General features: G+C 62.1%; 17 protein-coding genes. 4 read left to right on the top strand and 13 right to left on the bottom strand.

Features of this window, described 5'->3' with window-relative positions; genetic code table 11:
• Window positions 1-110 precede the first annotated feature (110 nt).
• The 3 genes from EOA78_RS19860 to EOA78_RS19850 all read right to left on the bottom strand — a co-directional run bounded on the left by EOA78_RS19860 (window position 111) and on the right by EOA78_RS19850 (window position 2,084).
• Window positions 111-362 (bottom strand): exodeoxyribonuclease VII small subunit, encoded by a 252-nt coding sequence (locus tag EOA78_RS19860; protein ID WP_029355594.1) that lies wholly within the window; start codon window positions 360-362, stop codon window positions 111-113.
• Window positions 363-365: 3 nt separating this feature from the next.
• Window positions 366-1,292, bottom strand: a complete 927-nt coding sequence (locus EOA78_RS19855; protein ID WP_127316618.1) for a histone deacetylase family protein — start codon at window positions 1,290-1,292, stop codon at window positions 366-368.
• A gap of 147 nt (window positions 1,293-1,439) precedes the next feature.
• Complete coding sequence (locus EOA78_RS19850) at window positions 1,440-2,084, bottom strand: TetR/AcrR family transcriptional regulator (RefSeq protein WP_127316601.1); 645 nt, start codon at window positions 2,082-2,084, stop codon at window positions 1,440-1,442.
• Window positions 2,085-2,202: 118 nt separating this feature from the next.
• Here EOA78_RS19850 and EOA78_RS19845 point away from each other — a divergent pair, with 118 nt between their 5' ends.
• Window positions 2,203-3,426, top strand: a complete 1,224-nt coding sequence (locus EOA78_RS19845; RefSeq protein WP_127316600.1) for an MFS transporter — start codon at window positions 2,203-2,205, stop codon at window positions 3,424-3,426.
• Window positions 3,427-3,571: 145 nt separating this feature from the next.
• On the opposite strand, the gene EOA78_RS19840 is transcribed toward EOA78_RS19845, so the two are convergent.
• The 3 genes from EOA78_RS19840 to aroC all read right to left on the bottom strand — a co-directional run bounded on the left by EOA78_RS19840 (window position 3,572) and on the right by aroC (window position 6,255).
• Window positions 3,572-3,919, bottom strand: coding sequence for a hypothetical protein (locus EOA78_RS19840; RefSeq protein WP_127316599.1), 348 nt, complete (start codon window positions 3,917-3,919; stop codon window positions 3,572-3,574).
• 19 nt (window positions 3,920-3,938) lie between these two features.
• Window positions 3,939-5,039, bottom strand: coding sequence for a 3,4-dihydroxy-2-butanone-4-phosphate synthase (gene ribB / locus EOA78_RS19835; RefSeq protein ID WP_127316598.1), 1,101 nt, complete (start codon window positions 5,037-5,039; stop codon window positions 3,939-3,941).
• A 106-nt stretch (window positions 5,040-5,145) separates the two neighbouring features.
• Window positions 5,146-6,255: a chorismate synthase gene (aroC, locus tag EOA78_RS19830; protein WP_127316597.1), complete on the bottom strand. Its 1,110-nt coding sequence runs from the start codon at window positions 6,253-6,255 to the stop codon at window positions 5,146-5,148.
• Window positions 6,256-6,531: 276 nt separating this feature from the next.
• Here aroC and EOA78_RS19825 point away from each other — a divergent pair, with 276 nt between their 5' ends.
• Both EOA78_RS19825 and EOA78_RS19815 read left to right on the top strand, forming a co-directional pair.
• Window positions 6,532-6,795, top strand: a complete 264-nt coding sequence (locus EOA78_RS19825) for a DUF1344 domain-containing protein (RefSeq protein ID WP_127316617.1) — start codon at window positions 6,532-6,534, stop codon at window positions 6,793-6,795.
• A gap of 457 nt (window positions 6,796-7,252) precedes the next feature.
• Window positions 7,253-8,242 (top strand): MBL fold metallo-hydrolase, encoded by a 990-nt coding sequence (locus EOA78_RS19815; protein WP_127316596.1) that lies wholly within the window; start codon window positions 7,253-7,255, stop codon window positions 8,240-8,242.
• A gap of 44 nt (window positions 8,243-8,286) precedes the next feature.
• Here the strand turns inward: EOA78_RS19815 and EOA78_RS19810 are convergent, their stop codons facing one another.
• The 3 genes from EOA78_RS19810 to EOA78_RS19800 form a co-directional block, all read right to left on the bottom strand.
• Entirely contained in the window at window positions 8,287-9,195 is a 909-nt protein-coding gene (locus EOA78_RS19810; protein WP_127316595.1) for a LysR family transcriptional regulator, read from the bottom strand.
• Window positions 9,196-9,326: 131 nt separating this feature from the next.
• Window positions 9,327-9,779, bottom strand: a complete 453-nt coding sequence (locus EOA78_RS19805) for a VOC family protein (protein WP_127316594.1) — start codon at window positions 9,777-9,779, stop codon at window positions 9,327-9,329.
• 26 nt (window positions 9,780-9,805) lie between these two features.
• Entirely contained in the window at window positions 9,806-10,063 is a 258-nt protein-coding gene (locus EOA78_RS19800; protein WP_245477596.1) for a hypothetical protein, read from the bottom strand.
• Window positions 10,064-10,203: 140 nt separating this feature from the next.
• Here EOA78_RS19800 and gcvA point away from each other — a divergent pair, with 140 nt between their 5' ends.
• Window positions 10,204-11,091, top strand: coding sequence for a transcriptional regulator GcvA (gcvA, locus tag EOA78_RS19795; RefSeq protein ID WP_127316593.1), 888 nt, complete (start codon window positions 10,204-10,206; stop codon window positions 11,089-11,091).
• Window positions 11,092-11,393: 302 nt separating this feature from the next.
• Here the strand turns inward: gcvA and EOA78_RS19790 are convergent, their stop codons facing one another.
• From EOA78_RS19790 to EOA78_RS19775, 4 genes are all read right to left on the bottom strand, one after another.
• On the bottom strand, window positions 11,394-11,981 hold the full coding sequence (locus EOA78_RS19790; protein ID WP_127316592.1) for a histidine phosphatase family protein: 588 nt from the start codon (window positions 11,979-11,981) through the stop codon (window positions 11,394-11,396).
• Between the two features lie 61 nt (window positions 11,982-12,042).
• Window positions 12,043-12,861 (bottom strand): enoyl-ACP reductase FabI, encoded by an 819-nt coding sequence (fabI, locus tag EOA78_RS19785; RefSeq protein ID WP_127316591.1) that lies wholly within the window; start codon window positions 12,859-12,861, stop codon window positions 12,043-12,045.
• A gap of 232 nt (window positions 12,862-13,093) precedes the next feature.
• Window positions 13,094-14,014 (bottom strand): DnaJ C-terminal domain-containing protein, encoded by a 921-nt coding sequence (locus EOA78_RS19780; RefSeq protein ID WP_127316590.1) that lies wholly within the window; start codon window positions 14,012-14,014, stop codon window positions 13,094-13,096.
• Between the two features lie 99 nt (window positions 14,015-14,113).
• Entirely contained in the window at window positions 14,114-14,587 is a 474-nt protein-coding gene (locus EOA78_RS19775) for an RT0821/Lpp0805 family surface protein (RefSeq protein WP_127316589.1), read from the bottom strand.
• Window positions 14,588-14,680: the final 93 nt, after the last annotated feature.

The following is a 14,680-nucleotide window of genomic DNA, read 5'->3' as shown; positions in this document are numbered from 1 at the left end:
GTTCGCAATCTCCTATCGTCCTGGAGCCGTTTTCAAACGGGATGAATTTTATCCTCAATCATGATCATATCCAAAAGCCGCGAGGCGAAATTGTCGTTCGAGACCGTGCTTTACTCCGCGTCCAGCGGCTCTGTCCCCACCGGCTTACCGTCGCGCGAAAGCCTGATCTTTTCGACCTTGTCCTCGGCCGCCTTGAGCAGCCGATCGCAATGGACCTTCAGTGCCTCGCCGCGCTCATAGATGCGGATCGACTGGTCGAGCGGCACGTCACCGCGCTCCAGATCATCGACGATTTTCTCCAGCGCGTCGAGCGCCTGCTCGAAGCTCATTGCCTTAACGTCTTCGTTGGTCTCACCAGCCATCGTCTATCCTTTCATCAGTCGCCCGACATGGGCGGCGACCGAAAATGCCAATCCCTGCAGATCGTAGCCGCCCTCGAGCAGGCTGACGAGCCGGTTGTCGCTGTGGCGACCGGCCCGCTTCATCAACTGGCCGGTTGCCCAGTCGAAATCGCCTTCGGTCAGGTTGATCTCGGCCAGCGGATCGCGGTGGTGCGCATCGAAACCGGCGGAAATTATGATGAGGTCGGGCGCGAAATTGTCGAGCGCCGGCAAGATGCGCGACAGGAAAGCGTCGCGGAAACCCTCGCTGCCGGTTTGCGGCGCCAGCGGCGCGTTGACGATGTTGCCGGCGCCGGTTTCGCTCATGGCCCCGGTCCCTGGGTAAAGCGGCATCTGGTGCGTCGAGCAATAGAGCACCGACGGATCGTCCCAGAAAATATCTTGCGTGCCATTGCCGTGGTGGACGTCCCAGTCGACGATGGCCACGCGCTCGGCCTGGTGCTGCCTTTGCGCGTAGCGCGCCGCGATCGCCGCCGTGTTGAACAAGCAGAAGCCCATGGACGTCGTCTTTTCGGCGTGATGGCCGGGCGGCCGGGCGGCGACAAAGACATTGGCGGCGTTGCCCCGAAAGACATCGTCGACGGCCGCGTTGGCGGCACCGATCGCCGTCACAGCCGCCTGCCAGCTTTTCGGGCTGGCGGTGGTGTCGGCGTCGACGCGGGCGATACCGGTGTCCGGTATCGTAGCGCGGACCCGCTCGACGAATTCCTGCGGATGTGCGTAGAGGATGGTGGCCTCGTCGCCTTCCGGCGCCTCGGCACGATCAAGGGCCGCAAAGGCCTCGTCGTCGAGCACGCGTTCGATGGCGCGCAATCGGTCGGGCCGCTCCGGATGACCGGGCGGCGTTATGTGTTCGAGAAAGATCGGGTGAGTGTAAAGCCTTGTGACCATGCCCCCGATATAGGCGCGCTCACCGGCTTTGACCATGTTTTGGAACGGCCAAAGGCAGACGTTCAACAGGGTTTAGATGTTGGGTGCTGGTTGGGTCCAGCGCGAGCCATTGCCGCGCGCCTTGGCTTCGAAGGTCTTGAAACAGACTCAGGCCAGCGATTTGTCGATCTCAGCCGGTGCTTGCGGACGGCCAATCCTGCGGCCTTGCTTGAGCAGCCCCTCCAAAAGCACGTTGAATGCCTTCACCGCCTTTTTCGACGTCGCTTCGGGATCCTCCGAATTTGCGATCCACTGCGCGGCATGTAGCGAGGCGCCGCTGATCAACCTTGCTGCGGCTTCGGGATCAACGGCAACGATGGTCCCCTCGTCCCTCAGCTTTTGAAGGTTCTCGCTCATCGAGCGGATGCACTCATTCTGGCTCGGCCATTGTGAGGGATCGCCGAGCACCGCCGGCCCATCGCGAAGGACAATACGCTGAATCTCCGGCTCCAGCGCCATCTCGATATAGGCGGTGCATTCGTCGACAAAGCCCTGCCAGAGAGTGTCCGCCCTGGCCGAAACGATCTTCAGCCGGGCCAACATTTCCGCGTCGATCTCGGCGATGACCGCTTGGAGAAGGCCCTTCTTGTCGCCGAAGTGATGATAAAGCGCGCCACGCGTCAGCCCGGCCGATGCGGTGAAGTCGTCCATCGACGCTTCGGCATAGCCGACTGTGCCAAAGGCATGGCGCGCCGCCGCGACCAATTTGGCGCGGGTCTCGGCGATCATTTCCTTGCGCGGTTTGTGCGCCATTGCTCATTCCTTCACATACGTCTCGTATATCAATTGACATACGCGTCGTATGTCACTATCTGGTTTGCATACGCCGCGTATATAAGTGGCTCGACTTCAAGAATCCAGGAGTATTCTCATGCCCAATCCCTATCGCGAAATCTTCCAGGCAAGAGGAGCCAAGGGCTTCGCCGCCGCAGGCTTCGTTGCCCGGATGCCGATGGCCATGGCTCCGATCGGGATCGTCGCGATGCTGTCGCAGACGCACGGCGAGTACTGGCTGGCCGGCGCCGTCTCAGCGACATATGCGCTGGCCAATGCTTTCGTCGCGCCGCAGATATCGCGGCTAGTGGACCGCCTCGGCCAGGCGCGGATTGTGGTGCCCACCACTGTTATTTCCGTGCTCGCTTTCCTGGTGCTGGTTGCGGCGGCCAATCAGGACTGGCCGATATGGACGCTATTCGTGTCAGCGCTGCTGGCCGCCGCAATGCCCAGCATCCCGGCAATGGTGCGCGCGCGCTGGACAGAGCTCTTCCGGGATCGGCCCGAGATGAACACCGCGTTCGCTTTCGAGTCGGCGGCGGACGAGCTGGTCTACATCGCCGGGGCATCGCTATCGGTGGGCCTGAGCGTCGCCCTTTTCCCGGAAGCGGGAATGTTGGCGAGCACGTTGTTCCTCGCCTTCGGCTCGACAGCCTTCATCCTGCAGCGCTCGACCGAGCCGCGAGTGCGACCGGTCGACCAAGGCTCGCGCGGCTCGGCAATCCGCCTGCGGCCGGTCCAAATCATCACCTTGGCCCTGATCTTCATCGGCGCGACCTTCGCAACCACTGAGGTGAGCACCGTGGCAATCACCAAGGCGCTCGGCCAGCCGGGCGCCGCCAGCCTCGTCATCGGCGTCTACGCCCTCGGATCGTTCGTCGTCGGCATCATGATCGGCGCCCTGAACCTGAAAACACCGCTGCAAATTCAGCTTGCCATCGCGATCGCCATCATCGCGCTCACCACGCTGCCGCTGCTCGTCGCCGACACGGTGCCTCTTCTGGCACTGGCCGTCTTCGTTAGCGGTGTGGCGATCTCGCCGACCTTCATCACGGCATTCGGCCTGATCGAGCGGCGCGTGCCGGAGGCGATGCTGACCGAGGGCGTCACCTGGGTCATGACCGGCATAGGCATCGGCATGGCGCTCGGCTCCTTCGCCGCCGGATGGGTGGTGGACGCCTTCGGCGCACAGAGCGGGTTCCTGGTGTCGGTGACGGCGGGCACAATCGCGCTGGTCACGGTGCTCGCCGGTCAGCGGAGTCTGGCCATCCACACATGCGAGCTGGACGGATGCGACGCAGCCGCCGTTCCCGCGGAATAGCAGCACACGCGCCCGGTCCAGCTCACGGACCGGACGCAGTTCTCTTTGAAGAAGCCCGGCTTTTTAGGACTATTCAAGCCGGTTGCGAATCTCGTCCCCGTCAACGACGACAACAGGACCCCCAATGCCTCGACCATATCCGGGTTCAGATGGGGTATGGTTTCAGCGCGCCAACCATTGGCGGGCACTCTCCAGCGCAATAAACGGCAGAATTGGTGACACGCAGAATCTCCCACAACGCTTTGCAGAGACGCGGATCATCTGGCGGCCGCGCGACGGTGAAGCCGGAACATCGCGACGCGTCATCAGGATCAAGGTTGAGATAGAGGTCGGCTTGAGCAAGGGTCGGCGAGACCTCGTAGGTGACGACCCAGCATGAGAATTCAGGCTCACGCCTGGTGATGAACGGCGCGAAGGCGTCCTCTACGATCGATGTGGGGAAATAGCCCTGCTCCCCATCCTTATAACAACCGAGATATGCCTCGAAGCTCATCTCAATTGCCTCCAGTAGCCTAAAGAATCTCGGTCTTGGCGATGTGGATGCCGAAACCTTCAAGGCCGACATAGTGGCGTTCGCGCGAGGCGATCAGGTTGATCGACGAAATGCCGAGATCCTTCAGGATCTGGGCGCCAAGACCGATCTCGCGCCATTCGCTTTCGCGGCGGCGCGCCTCTTCATGGTCCTCGCGGTCGCCGGCAGCTGGCCGGTTGCGCTCCTGATGGGCGACGCCGACGGAGCCTTCACGCAGATAGACAATGACGCCGCGCCGGCGCTCGCCCATCGATTTCATGATGCCGTCCAGCCTGTGGCTGGTTCCGAAGACGTCCGTCACAACGTCCTCGGAATGCAGCCGCACCGGCACTTCCTCGCCGTCGCGGATGTCGCCGAAGACGATCGCCACATGATGCATAGAATCCCACGGCAGCGTGTAGGTGAAGACCTGCGCCCTGCCGCCAGGCGTGTCGATGGCAGAACAGGCAACACGCTCGACCAGCGTTTCCTTGCGCTGGCGGTAGGCAATGAGGTCGGCGACCGAAATCTGCTTCAAGCCGTTCTTTTCGGCGAAAGCCTGAACCTGGGGGCCGCGCATCACAGTGCCATCATCATTGACCAGCTCGGAAATAACACCGACCGGCGGCAAGCCGGCAAGCTTGCACAAATCGACCGCGGCTTCGGTATGGCCCGAACGCATCAGCACGCCGCCTTCGCGCGCAATCAGCGGAAAGATGTGGCCGGGGCGGACGAAATCGGAGGCGCCGACATTGCCGTTGGCGAGATTGCGCACGGTCAATGTGCGGTCGTCGGCCGAAATGCCCGTCGTCGTGCCGTGCTTGAAATCGACGCTGACGGTGAAGGCTGTGGTGTGGGCCGAGTCATTGTCGGCGACCATCGGCGAAAGATTCAGGCGCTTGGCTTCCTCGCGCGGCATCGGCGTGCAGACGATACCGGAGGTGTTGCGGACGATAAACGCCATCTTTTCCGGCGTGCAATGGACGGCGGCGACGATCAGATCGCCCTCGTTCTCGCGCCCGTCATCGTCCATGACGACTACGATTTCGCCGCGTTCGAACGCGCGCAGGGCTTCGACGATCTTCTTCTGGTCGTAAGGCATAAGCGCTCGTTTCACTCGCAGGGGATTAGGGGAATAGGGCAGTACGGGAGTAGGGAAAAGGAAAAATTGCTGTCGCGGGAGCTGCGTAACATACTCCCCTACTGCCTTACTCCCCTACTGCCCTTCCTGTCTGTCCCCTGTGCCGTAGATAGTGATCGGCGATCGCGCAGGCAACCATCGCCTCGCCGATCGGCACCGCGCGGATGCCAACGCACGGGTCGTGCCGGCCCTTGGTCATGATCTCGACGTCGTTGCCGTCCTTGTCGATCGACTTTCGCGGGGTCAGGATCGACGAGGTCGGCTTGACGGCAAAGCGCGCGACGATCGCCTGGCCGGTCGAGATGCCGCCGAGGATGCCGCCCGCATTATTGGAGAGGAAGACCGGCTTGCCGTCATTGCCCATGCGCATCTCGTCGGCATTCTCTTCGCCGGTGATGCGGGCTGCCTCGAAGCCATTACCGATCTCGACACCCTTGACGGCATTGATCGACATCAGGCCCGAAGCAATGTCCTGGTCGAGCTTGGCATAGATCGGCGCGCCGAGGCCTGCCGGAACGCCGTCGGCGACGATCTCGATCACCGCGCCGACCGAGGAACCCGCCTTGCGGATGCCGTCAAGATACGCGGTGAAGACGGCGACCGATGCCGGGTCGGGCGTGAAGAACGGATTTTCGGCGTCGCCAACGAAATTCCAGTTCCAGTTGGCGCGGTCGATCGATTTCTCTCCCATCGACACCAGCGCACCGCGCACGACCATACCGGGCACGACCTTGCGGGCCAAGGCGCCGGCCGCCACTCGCGCCGCCGTCTCGCGGGCCGAAGACCGGCCGCCACCGCGATAATCGCGCAGGCCGTATTTGGCATCGTAGGTGTAATCGGCATGACCAGGCCGGTACTGGCGGGCGATCTCGCCATAGTCCTTGGAGCGCTGGTCGACGTTCTCGATCAGCATCGACACCGGCGTGCCGGTGGTGATCATGGTCTCGCCGTCCTCATCCATGATGAAGCCGGACAGGATCTTGACCTCGTCGGGTTCGCGACGCTGCGTCACAAAACGGGATTGACCCGGACGGCGCTTGTCGAGGTCGGCCTGGACCTCCGAGCGCGTGAAGCGGATGCCGGGCGGACAGCCGTCGACCACGCAGCCGAGCGCTGCGCCATGGCTTTCGCCCCAGGTGGTGACGCGGAAAAGGTGGCCAAACGTATTGTGAGACATGAAAACCAGCCCTGCCGGCATGGAGCCGGCTTAGCGCATGACCCGAAAATCGGAGCGATCTTCAGGGTCATGCGCAAAATCAAAGTGCTACAGCGTCCTGCGCGCGTCCAACGGGACGCGCGGCGCTGTAGCCTGCGTTCTATTGGCGTTTTCGGCAGTGGTCAAACTGTGATCTGGCGGATTTAGTTTTGACACATTCGGTTGGTTTCTGCTTCCTTCGATCCGTCTGTTGAACACCCGCCGCCACCGTGCCGGCGCAATGATAAGAGGACGATGATGCGTATCCTAATCGGCGCCGTTGCCGCCATGTTGCTGATTTCCACCGCCGCCTTCGCCGGCCAAACCGAAGGCCTGATCAAAGAGGTCGATAAGGACACGTTGACGCTGACACTCGACGACGGCAAATCCTACAAGCTGAACGCCGAAACCGATCTCGACGCGCTGAAACCCGGCATGGATATCGTGATCGCCTACGACGAGACAAACGGCGAGAACGTCATCACCGACATGCAATTGCCGGACAGCGATTCAGCCGAATAGAGTCATTCCAGCTCCCCATCCCCAAAGGCGCGGATGACGTCCGTTTGAGCATGATCCGCCCTTGCTTCGCCTTGCCTTGTTTGAAGCTGAACTACCGGCGCACCGCACTGCGGTGGAGCCGTCGAGTGGACGATACGCCTTGCCGGTGCTCCTACTGAGAAGTAGTTCGCCCAACCGCGCAGCGCCCGGTTCAACTTGCTCACCATCCTTTTGGTTTCTTGCCACGTGCGTGCTCGGACAGACGGTCTGTTCATATAGGAGTTCAGCAATCTCGCCTCAGTGATTGCGCGCCGTGCGCCGGCAGAAAGCATCCACGCGACCGGTCTCCGAGTGCTTTCGCTTCGAGAGGTATAAGGCTCGTCGATAGGTCCGATCCAGCGATCGAATTTCAATCCGAAGCGCACAACCCGTAACTAAGGTCCACAGACAATCACAACTGATCAGGACCTCCGCAATCATGACCTTCCGTATCCTTCTCGCCTCGACCGCCATAAGCCTGCTCCTCGGCGTGGCCGCGCCGGCTTTGTCCGAAAGCGCGGCTCCCACCGCCACTGGCGCTTACTCGCAAACCACTGACACTTACATGTTTCCGCTCGGCGACCTCGGTATCATTGCTTTGTCCGACGGCACCGTTCCGCAGGACCTGCACGCCCTCCTGACAGGGACATCACCTGCGGAGGTCGACGAGCACCTCAACCACGCCTTCCTGTCCAACCCGGTGGAAGCTTCTATCAACGGCTTCCTGATACGGGATGGCGAGCGGCTCACCCTTGTCGACACGGGTTCGGGTCAACTCTTCGGGCCAGGCTACGGCGGGAAGCTGCGCGACAGCCTCGCCAGCATCGGTGTCATGCCGCAGGACATCACAGACATCCTCATCACTCATATCCACACCGACCATACGGGTGGCCTTGTCGCCGACGGCAAGCCGGTCTTCGACAATGCAACGGTTCACGTCGGAGCACCCGATCTCACCTTCTTCCTGGACACGTCGAACTCGGAAAAGACAGGCTACGCCCGCCAGTACTTCGACGAAGCCGAAAAGACGATCGGCGTCTATCAGCGGGCGGGCAAGGTCAGGACGTTCTCCGATCACGAAGCAATCCTCCCGGGAATCGTGGCAACGCTGCATCCCGGTCACACGCCTGGCAGCGCTTTCTTCACGGTGTCAAGCAAGGGGCATTCGATCGCATTTATCGGCGACGTCATCCACGTCGCGGCCGTGCAGTTTCCCGATCCAGCTGTCACCATCGTATATGACGTGAACCCAGGAGAAGCGGCGGCCGAGCGGCAGAAAACCTTTTCGGCCTTTGCGGACGCTCGCCAACTCGTTGCCGCGCCTCATCTTCCGTTTCCCGGCGTCGGGCACATCCGCGCCGAGGGCGGCGGCTCGTTCACTTGGCATCCGGCCGAGTACCGGAACCGTGAAGGAAGCCAAGGGCAGTAGGCTAAGGGCCGAGGCCGCAAGGGGCAAGCGATCACCAGGCCCGCTCAGCGGCCTTGGGTTCGCGCCGTCTGAAACACCTGTTCACGCAACCAGCCATGAGCGGGATCGCCGCTCATGCGCTGATGCCAGAAGGCGGACATCTGGAACTTGGCGAGGGCCAGGGGAGGCTCGAAGAGATCGAGCGACGTGGTGAAGCGTTGCAGGAAACGGCGCGGCAGAGTGCAGATGCAGTCGCTGCCCATCAGCACCAAAGGGGCAAGCGCATAGCTCTGGATTGAGACCGAGACCCGGCGCTCACGTCCGAGGGCGGCCAGCGCGTCGTCGATCATGCCGGAGAAGCTGCCTCCGCTGGTCGAGATCAGCAGGTGGTCAAGCGAGCAGAACTCATCCAGATCGAAGGGCCTGCTACCCCTTGGATGATCCTTGCGCTGTGCCGTGACGAACGCTTCGTCGAACAGCGTCCTTCCGATCAGTCCACTCGCTACATCCTCGGCCGCGCCGATGAAGAGGTCGATGTCACCCTGCTCTAGGTGAGCGGCGATCCGGGCTTTGTCCGGAAGCACAAAAGCGAGGCGGATGTGAGGTGCCTTCGCTTTCAGGAAAGGGATGAGCTCCGGTGCGAGGATGGCCGCCGGATTGTCCGTTGCCGCGATCCGGAAGACGCGCCGGCTGGTGGCGGGGTCGAAGAACTGTGCCACGTTGGCGAACTCGCGCAATCGCTCGATCAGCTTGGCGAGTTCGGGCTGGAGCGCGGCGGCGTGCGGCGTCGGCACCATCCCGCGGCCGGATGATGCCGGGATCAGGAGTTGGTCGCCAAACAACTGCCTCAGCCGAAGCAAACGAGCGGAAAGAGCGGGCTGCGTGATGCCGAGCCGAGTTGCGGCATGGGTGACGTTCAGTTCCTTCAGAAGAGCATCGAGGGTTAGGAGCAGCCCCCCGTCGATCTCGAGCATACGTTCGCGCAATTGAGCTCGTCCCTCAGTTAAAGCAGCATGGACCCACCCACTGCAGAGGCTCCTCGTATCGCACTGTCGGCTACAGGCAAAGCGCTGCCCTCCTCTGCTTTGGCCGGCTTGCGAGGTCGTTAGCCCCGGTAAGCGCCCTCCAGGTCCGCGATGACGATCTTCTTCATCTTGTACATCGCCTGAAGAACCCGCCCGGCTTTGTCCCTGTCGGGATCGCCCAGCATTTGCAGCAATGCCTTGGGTGTGACTTGCCAGTAGACGCCGAACTTGTCCGTCAGCCATCCACATGGCTGCTCCTTGCCGCCCCCGGCCGTCAGTGCATTCCAGTAGTAATCGGTTTCCGCCTGGTCCTCGGTCTCCACAAGGAAGGAGAACGCCTCGTTGTATGGTGCATGGGAGTGGGCATTGAGGGCAGCCACCGGCAGACCGGCCAGTTCGAACCGGACAACCGACAGCTCGGGATCGGGAAGGTCGGTGCTTCCCAGGACCTTCGAGTCCTTGAACACGGAGGTGTAGAATCTCATGGCCTCCTCAGCCTGCGAAGCGAACCAGAGATGGGGATAGATCTTCATATCGTTTCTCCTTCAGTAATTGGAAATTATCGGCGCCGCCCCGGCTGTCGCTGCCTGCGGATGATTGACCCGTCCCAGTCCCGCTCGAAGCCCATGTCCTGGAGGCGATGATCCGAAAAGCGCGCAATGCGCTGTATCGTCCAGCGGTGCTGGAAGCCGGCGAACAGGCGGGTGGCAAGGTGCGCCGCCGAGAGGCACAGGGATACGACTGCGTCCATGGGGGTGCGCTGAGACGCCGGTGCCATTCGATCACAGGCGTCCATGTATGCATGAATATTGCTCACAGCGTGTTCCTTTAATCTGTTGTGTCGTTGTCGAAAGAAACTAAAAATTGCGTTTCCGTAGGCCTCAACTTGCGCGCATCCCGACTGGACGACAACCGAATATTCGTGCATCACATGTGACTATCACTCACAGGTAAGCGATGCCGCGCAGACTTCCCCCTTTGACCACTCTTCCCGCCTTCGACGCAGCGGCTCGTCACCTGAGCTTCACGAAAGCGGCGGCCGAGTTGAACCTGACGCATGGGGCGATCAGTCGCGCCGTTCGCAACCTAGAGGAAAGGCTCGGCATTCGGCTCTTCGAACGAGGAACGCGGTCCGTGCGCCTCACGCCCGCAGGCGCCGCCTATGCCGCGGAAATCGGCGCGGCATTGGATCGGATCGGCGCGGCAACGATCGTCGCCACGGCACCCCGATCGGCAGGCGTCCTCACTGTCAGCACGTCGGACGGCTTTGCCGGCCGCTGGCTGGTGCCGAGGCTCTACCGGTTCCACCGGGAGAATCGCGACGTCGACGTACGGCTATCCACGTCCGGCGTGCTCGCGGATTTCATCAGGGACGGAATAGACATCGCGATCCGCTATGGCGCGGGCGGCTATGAAGGGGTGGTGTCGGAGCTCTTGGCCGAGGAAGAGGTCTCTCCCGTCTGCAGTCCGGAGTTGCTGAAGGGAGAACATCCGCTCCGGTCGCCAAGCGACTTGAAATACCACACGCTCATCCACGACAACTTTCGCATCGACTGGGCGACGTGGCTGCAGCACGCCGGCGTTGACGGCATCAATCCGAACAGTGGCGTGAGTTTCGATTCCGCCACCTACGCCGTCGAGGCGGCGGTGCACAGCGAAGGTGTGCTGCTGGGCAGGAGCGCGCTCGTCTCCGCCGACTTGGCGGCCGGACGGCTCGTGCGTCCCTTCGGCCTGGCGCTGAAGTCGAGGTCGAAATATTACGTTGTCTATCCGGACGGCGCGCTGCGGCAGAGAAAGGTCAAGGCGTTCCGCGATTGGCTGTTTAGCGAAATGGCGGCTGGCTAGAAGGACGCTCAACAGACATGAAGCGACCGAGCAACCGAGCGTCCGACAATCCGCTTGAGCATGTGCAGGAAGTGGAGCTTGCCTGGCGGCCCTGATTTGAAAGCAGAGCGGGACCGCATCCGCCTGGGAGAGGCCGTACGGGGACTGGCCGCCAACCGCCGCCCGCTTCTCCGGAATGGCGGCCTTTGAGAGGGCGTTCTGACTTGGTAATGGCTGCTTCGGGTCAACTTTGCGTCGTCTCGAGTGGCACTCAATGTCGGAGAAGCTGAACACGGTCGTTCAGAGTGATTGGGTTTCGACCCTTAGAGCCACTCCAGGCGTCGTCCCTCCAGTCTGAGCAAGCGATCCTGCGGCACATTCAGGTTTGCGGCTTCTTTCTCGGGCATTCCCAGCACCATGCGGAACAGGGCGCGCACGACGCCGCCATGGGTCACGCAGACCGTCTGGCGGTCCAGCGCGTCGAACCACGGCTTTACCCGTTCGAGCAGCATTTGATAGCTTTCGGCGCCCTGCCCGGGCGGCAGGAAATTCCATTTGTCGAAGCCCCTCTCCCTGCGCGAGCCCAGATGCCGGGCCTCGAGTTCGGGAAAGGTGAAACCCTGCCAGTCGCCGAAACTCATTTCCACAAGGCGCGGATCCGTGCGGTAAGCTTGGGGATCGAGCCCCATCGCCATGCGAATGCGTTCCATGGTCTCACGCGTTCGCCGCATCGGGCTGGCGACAAAATCGAAATCTTCGGGGTTATGAACGAATTCGGCCAGCAGATGGCCATTGCGGGTCGCCTGCTCGCGGCCGAGCGGGTTGAGATCGGTGTCGGCCTGTCCTTGCAGCCGGGACTCGGCGTTCCACACCGTCTGGCCATGGCGCGCGATGTAGACGAGCGGAAACATTAGGTCATCCGGAGAGCGGTCGAGAGCAGGCTGGAGGCGGGAGAGTATATTCGAGGCGGGTCTATTCCTTGACGGTCGAAATATCAGGTGCGTCGACTGCCTTCATGCCGACGACATGGTAACCGGAATCGACATGGTGGATCTCGCCGGTGACGCCGCGTGAAAGGTTGGACAGGAAATAGACGGCTGAATCGCCGACTTCCTCCTGAGTGACCGTCTGCTTCAGCGGCGAATTGTATTCGTTCCACTTCAGGATGTAGCGGAAATCGCCGATGCCGGAGGCCGCAAGCGTCTTGATCGGCCCGGCCGAGATGGCGTTGACGCGGATCTTCCTGGCGCCAAGGTCGACGGCCAGATAGCGCACGCTGGCTTCGAGCGCCGCCTTGGCGACGCCCATTACGTTGTAGTGCGGCATCACCTTTTCCGCGCCATAATAGGTCAGCGTCAGCAGCGAGCCGCCCTCGCGCATCAGCGCCTCGGCGCGCTTGGCGATAGTGGTGAAGGAATACACGGAAATGTCCATGGTGCGCAGGAAATTGTCGCGCGTCGTCTCGACATAGCGGCCTGTCAGTTCGTCCTTGTCGGAAAAGGCGATGGCGTGGACGAGGAAATCGAGCTTGCCCCAATGCTTGGCGATGTCGTCGAACACCGCATCCAGCGTTGCGGGATCGGTCACGTCGCAATGGCCGGCGACATGGGCGTTGAGTTCCGCCGCCAGCGGCTCGACGCGCTTCTTGAACGCCTCGCCCTGATAGGTCAGCGCGATCTCGGCGCCGTGGTCGACGCAGGCCTTGGCTATGCCATAGGCGATCGACCGATTGTTCGCGACGCCAAGCACAAGCCCGCGCTTGCCGGCCATAATGCCTTGTCCACCCGCCATGTGAGCACTCTCCGCAATATCTTCTGCTTTGTGGAGTGGCTATCGCACAGGCACAGAGCCCCTTCAAGCGCTCAACACGGAACAGTTCAGGGGACAAAAGCATCGCTCCACAGCGCTGCGCGTCCCTTTGGACGCACAAAGGACGCCGTAGCACCTAACCTTGCGCATGATCTTTTCCGAAAATCGATTCCCTTTTTTGCGACGCCGGCCTTCGATTTTAGGGGGTCATGCGCTAGCGTTTCCGGTTGCGCATCAGCGCTTCGAGATCGCTGTCGCCACCTTCGGGCAGCATCAGCCGCACATGCGCGTAAAGATCGCCGTGACCGCCGACTTTTTCCGGCAGGCCCCTGCCCTTCAGCCGCAGGACCTTGTCCGAGCTCGACCAGGCGGGAACATTGACCGCAAGCCTGCCGGTCGGCGTTTCGACCGCCACCTTGGCGCCCAGCACGGCATCCGCCAGTGCAACCGGCAGGTCGGCATGGAGGTCGCGGCCTTCGATACGATAGCGCGGATGCCGCCGGAAGCGGATTTTGACCAGCGCGTCGCCCGGCTGTCCCGGCCCTTGCTCGCCCTGGCCCTTCAGCCGGATGGTCTGGCCGTCCTCGACATAGGCTGGCAGCTTGACGGCGACCTTGCGTCCGTCGGGGAACATCGCCGTCACCTTCTCCGCGGTCGCCGCTTCCTCGATGGTGACGTCGAGCGTCACGTTCAGGTCGGCGCCGGACGGCGCCTGCCGGCCGGTGCCCGTACCGGCACCGCGAGAGAAGGTCTCGCCGAAAATCTGGCTGAAAATGTCGCTGTTGCCGTCGAACGGGTCGCCGCCCGGACGGCTTGAGCGAAACTCGAAGCGCGAGCCGCCCGGTCCTTGCTGCCGACGGAAGCCGGCGAACGGATCGGCGCCGCCCGCGGCACCCTCGAAGCCCTGGAAACGCGGCTTGCCGTCGGCGTCGATCTCGCCGCGGTCGAAAGCCGCACGGTTCTTCTCGTCGCCGACGATCTCGTAAGCCTGATTGGCCGCGGCAAACCGCTCCTTCGCCTTGGGATCCGGATTCTGGTCCGGATGATACTCCTTGGCGAGTTTGCGGTACGCCGATTTTATGTCCTTGGCCGATGCGTTCTTGGCAACGCCCAGCACCTCATAGGGGTCGCGCATGCTTCCTGCCCTGGAGAAGGAGTGAGTCCACGATTGCCATCTATATGCGCTCGCATAGGAAGAAATTCCAGTGGCGCGCGGTCATATGATGGCGGAAAATCAGAGCGCTTTGAAGTCCTGCATCCGCCAGGCGCCCGCGCCGGCCAGGCACACCTCGCCCTTGAACAGGGCGACGCCGTCGAAGCTTTCGCGCGACGCGGTGAAGCGGCGGCAAAGCTGGCCGTTGTCCCTGGACTCCGCCAGTTCGGTGATCGAGCCGCGCGAACCGGTATCGGAATTCGCCCAGGGAACGGCCTGCCCGCCAAGTTCCTGGATGTCGGCGGAAGACACCGCGTTGCGGATCGTCGCCTGGTCCGAGGCGCGATCCTGATCGATCGCTGAGGCAGCAGCAGGCGTGCTGCTGGTCAGGATCGTACGGTCGACCTCCGCCTGCTCCAAACTGAAGCCGCCGGCACCGCAGGCGGCAAGCGGCAAGGCGACCAGCACGATCGCGACCTTGACCGCAGCCTGGGCGCTGGCCGAAGCAATAAGGCTCCATTGCCTGCTGTCAAAAGGTTGCGCGATGCGCGACAATCGGCAATCTCCCCGGCCGGCAATAGAATTTGGAAAAACTATGAGCGAAACTGAGTTAACAAGCGGTTCCTACGATAGGTAACAAATTCAGTC

It is taken from the genome of Mesorhizobium sp. M5C.F.Cr.IN.023.01.1.1 (assembly GCF_003997585.1).
Classification (GTDB): Bacteria; Pseudomonadota; Alphaproteobacteria; order Rhizobiales; family Rhizobiaceae; genus Mesorhizobium; species Mesorhizobium wenxiniae.
Note: the sequence above shows the minus strand (reverse complement) of the source record. Positions and strands in the feature narration are given on the sequence as shown.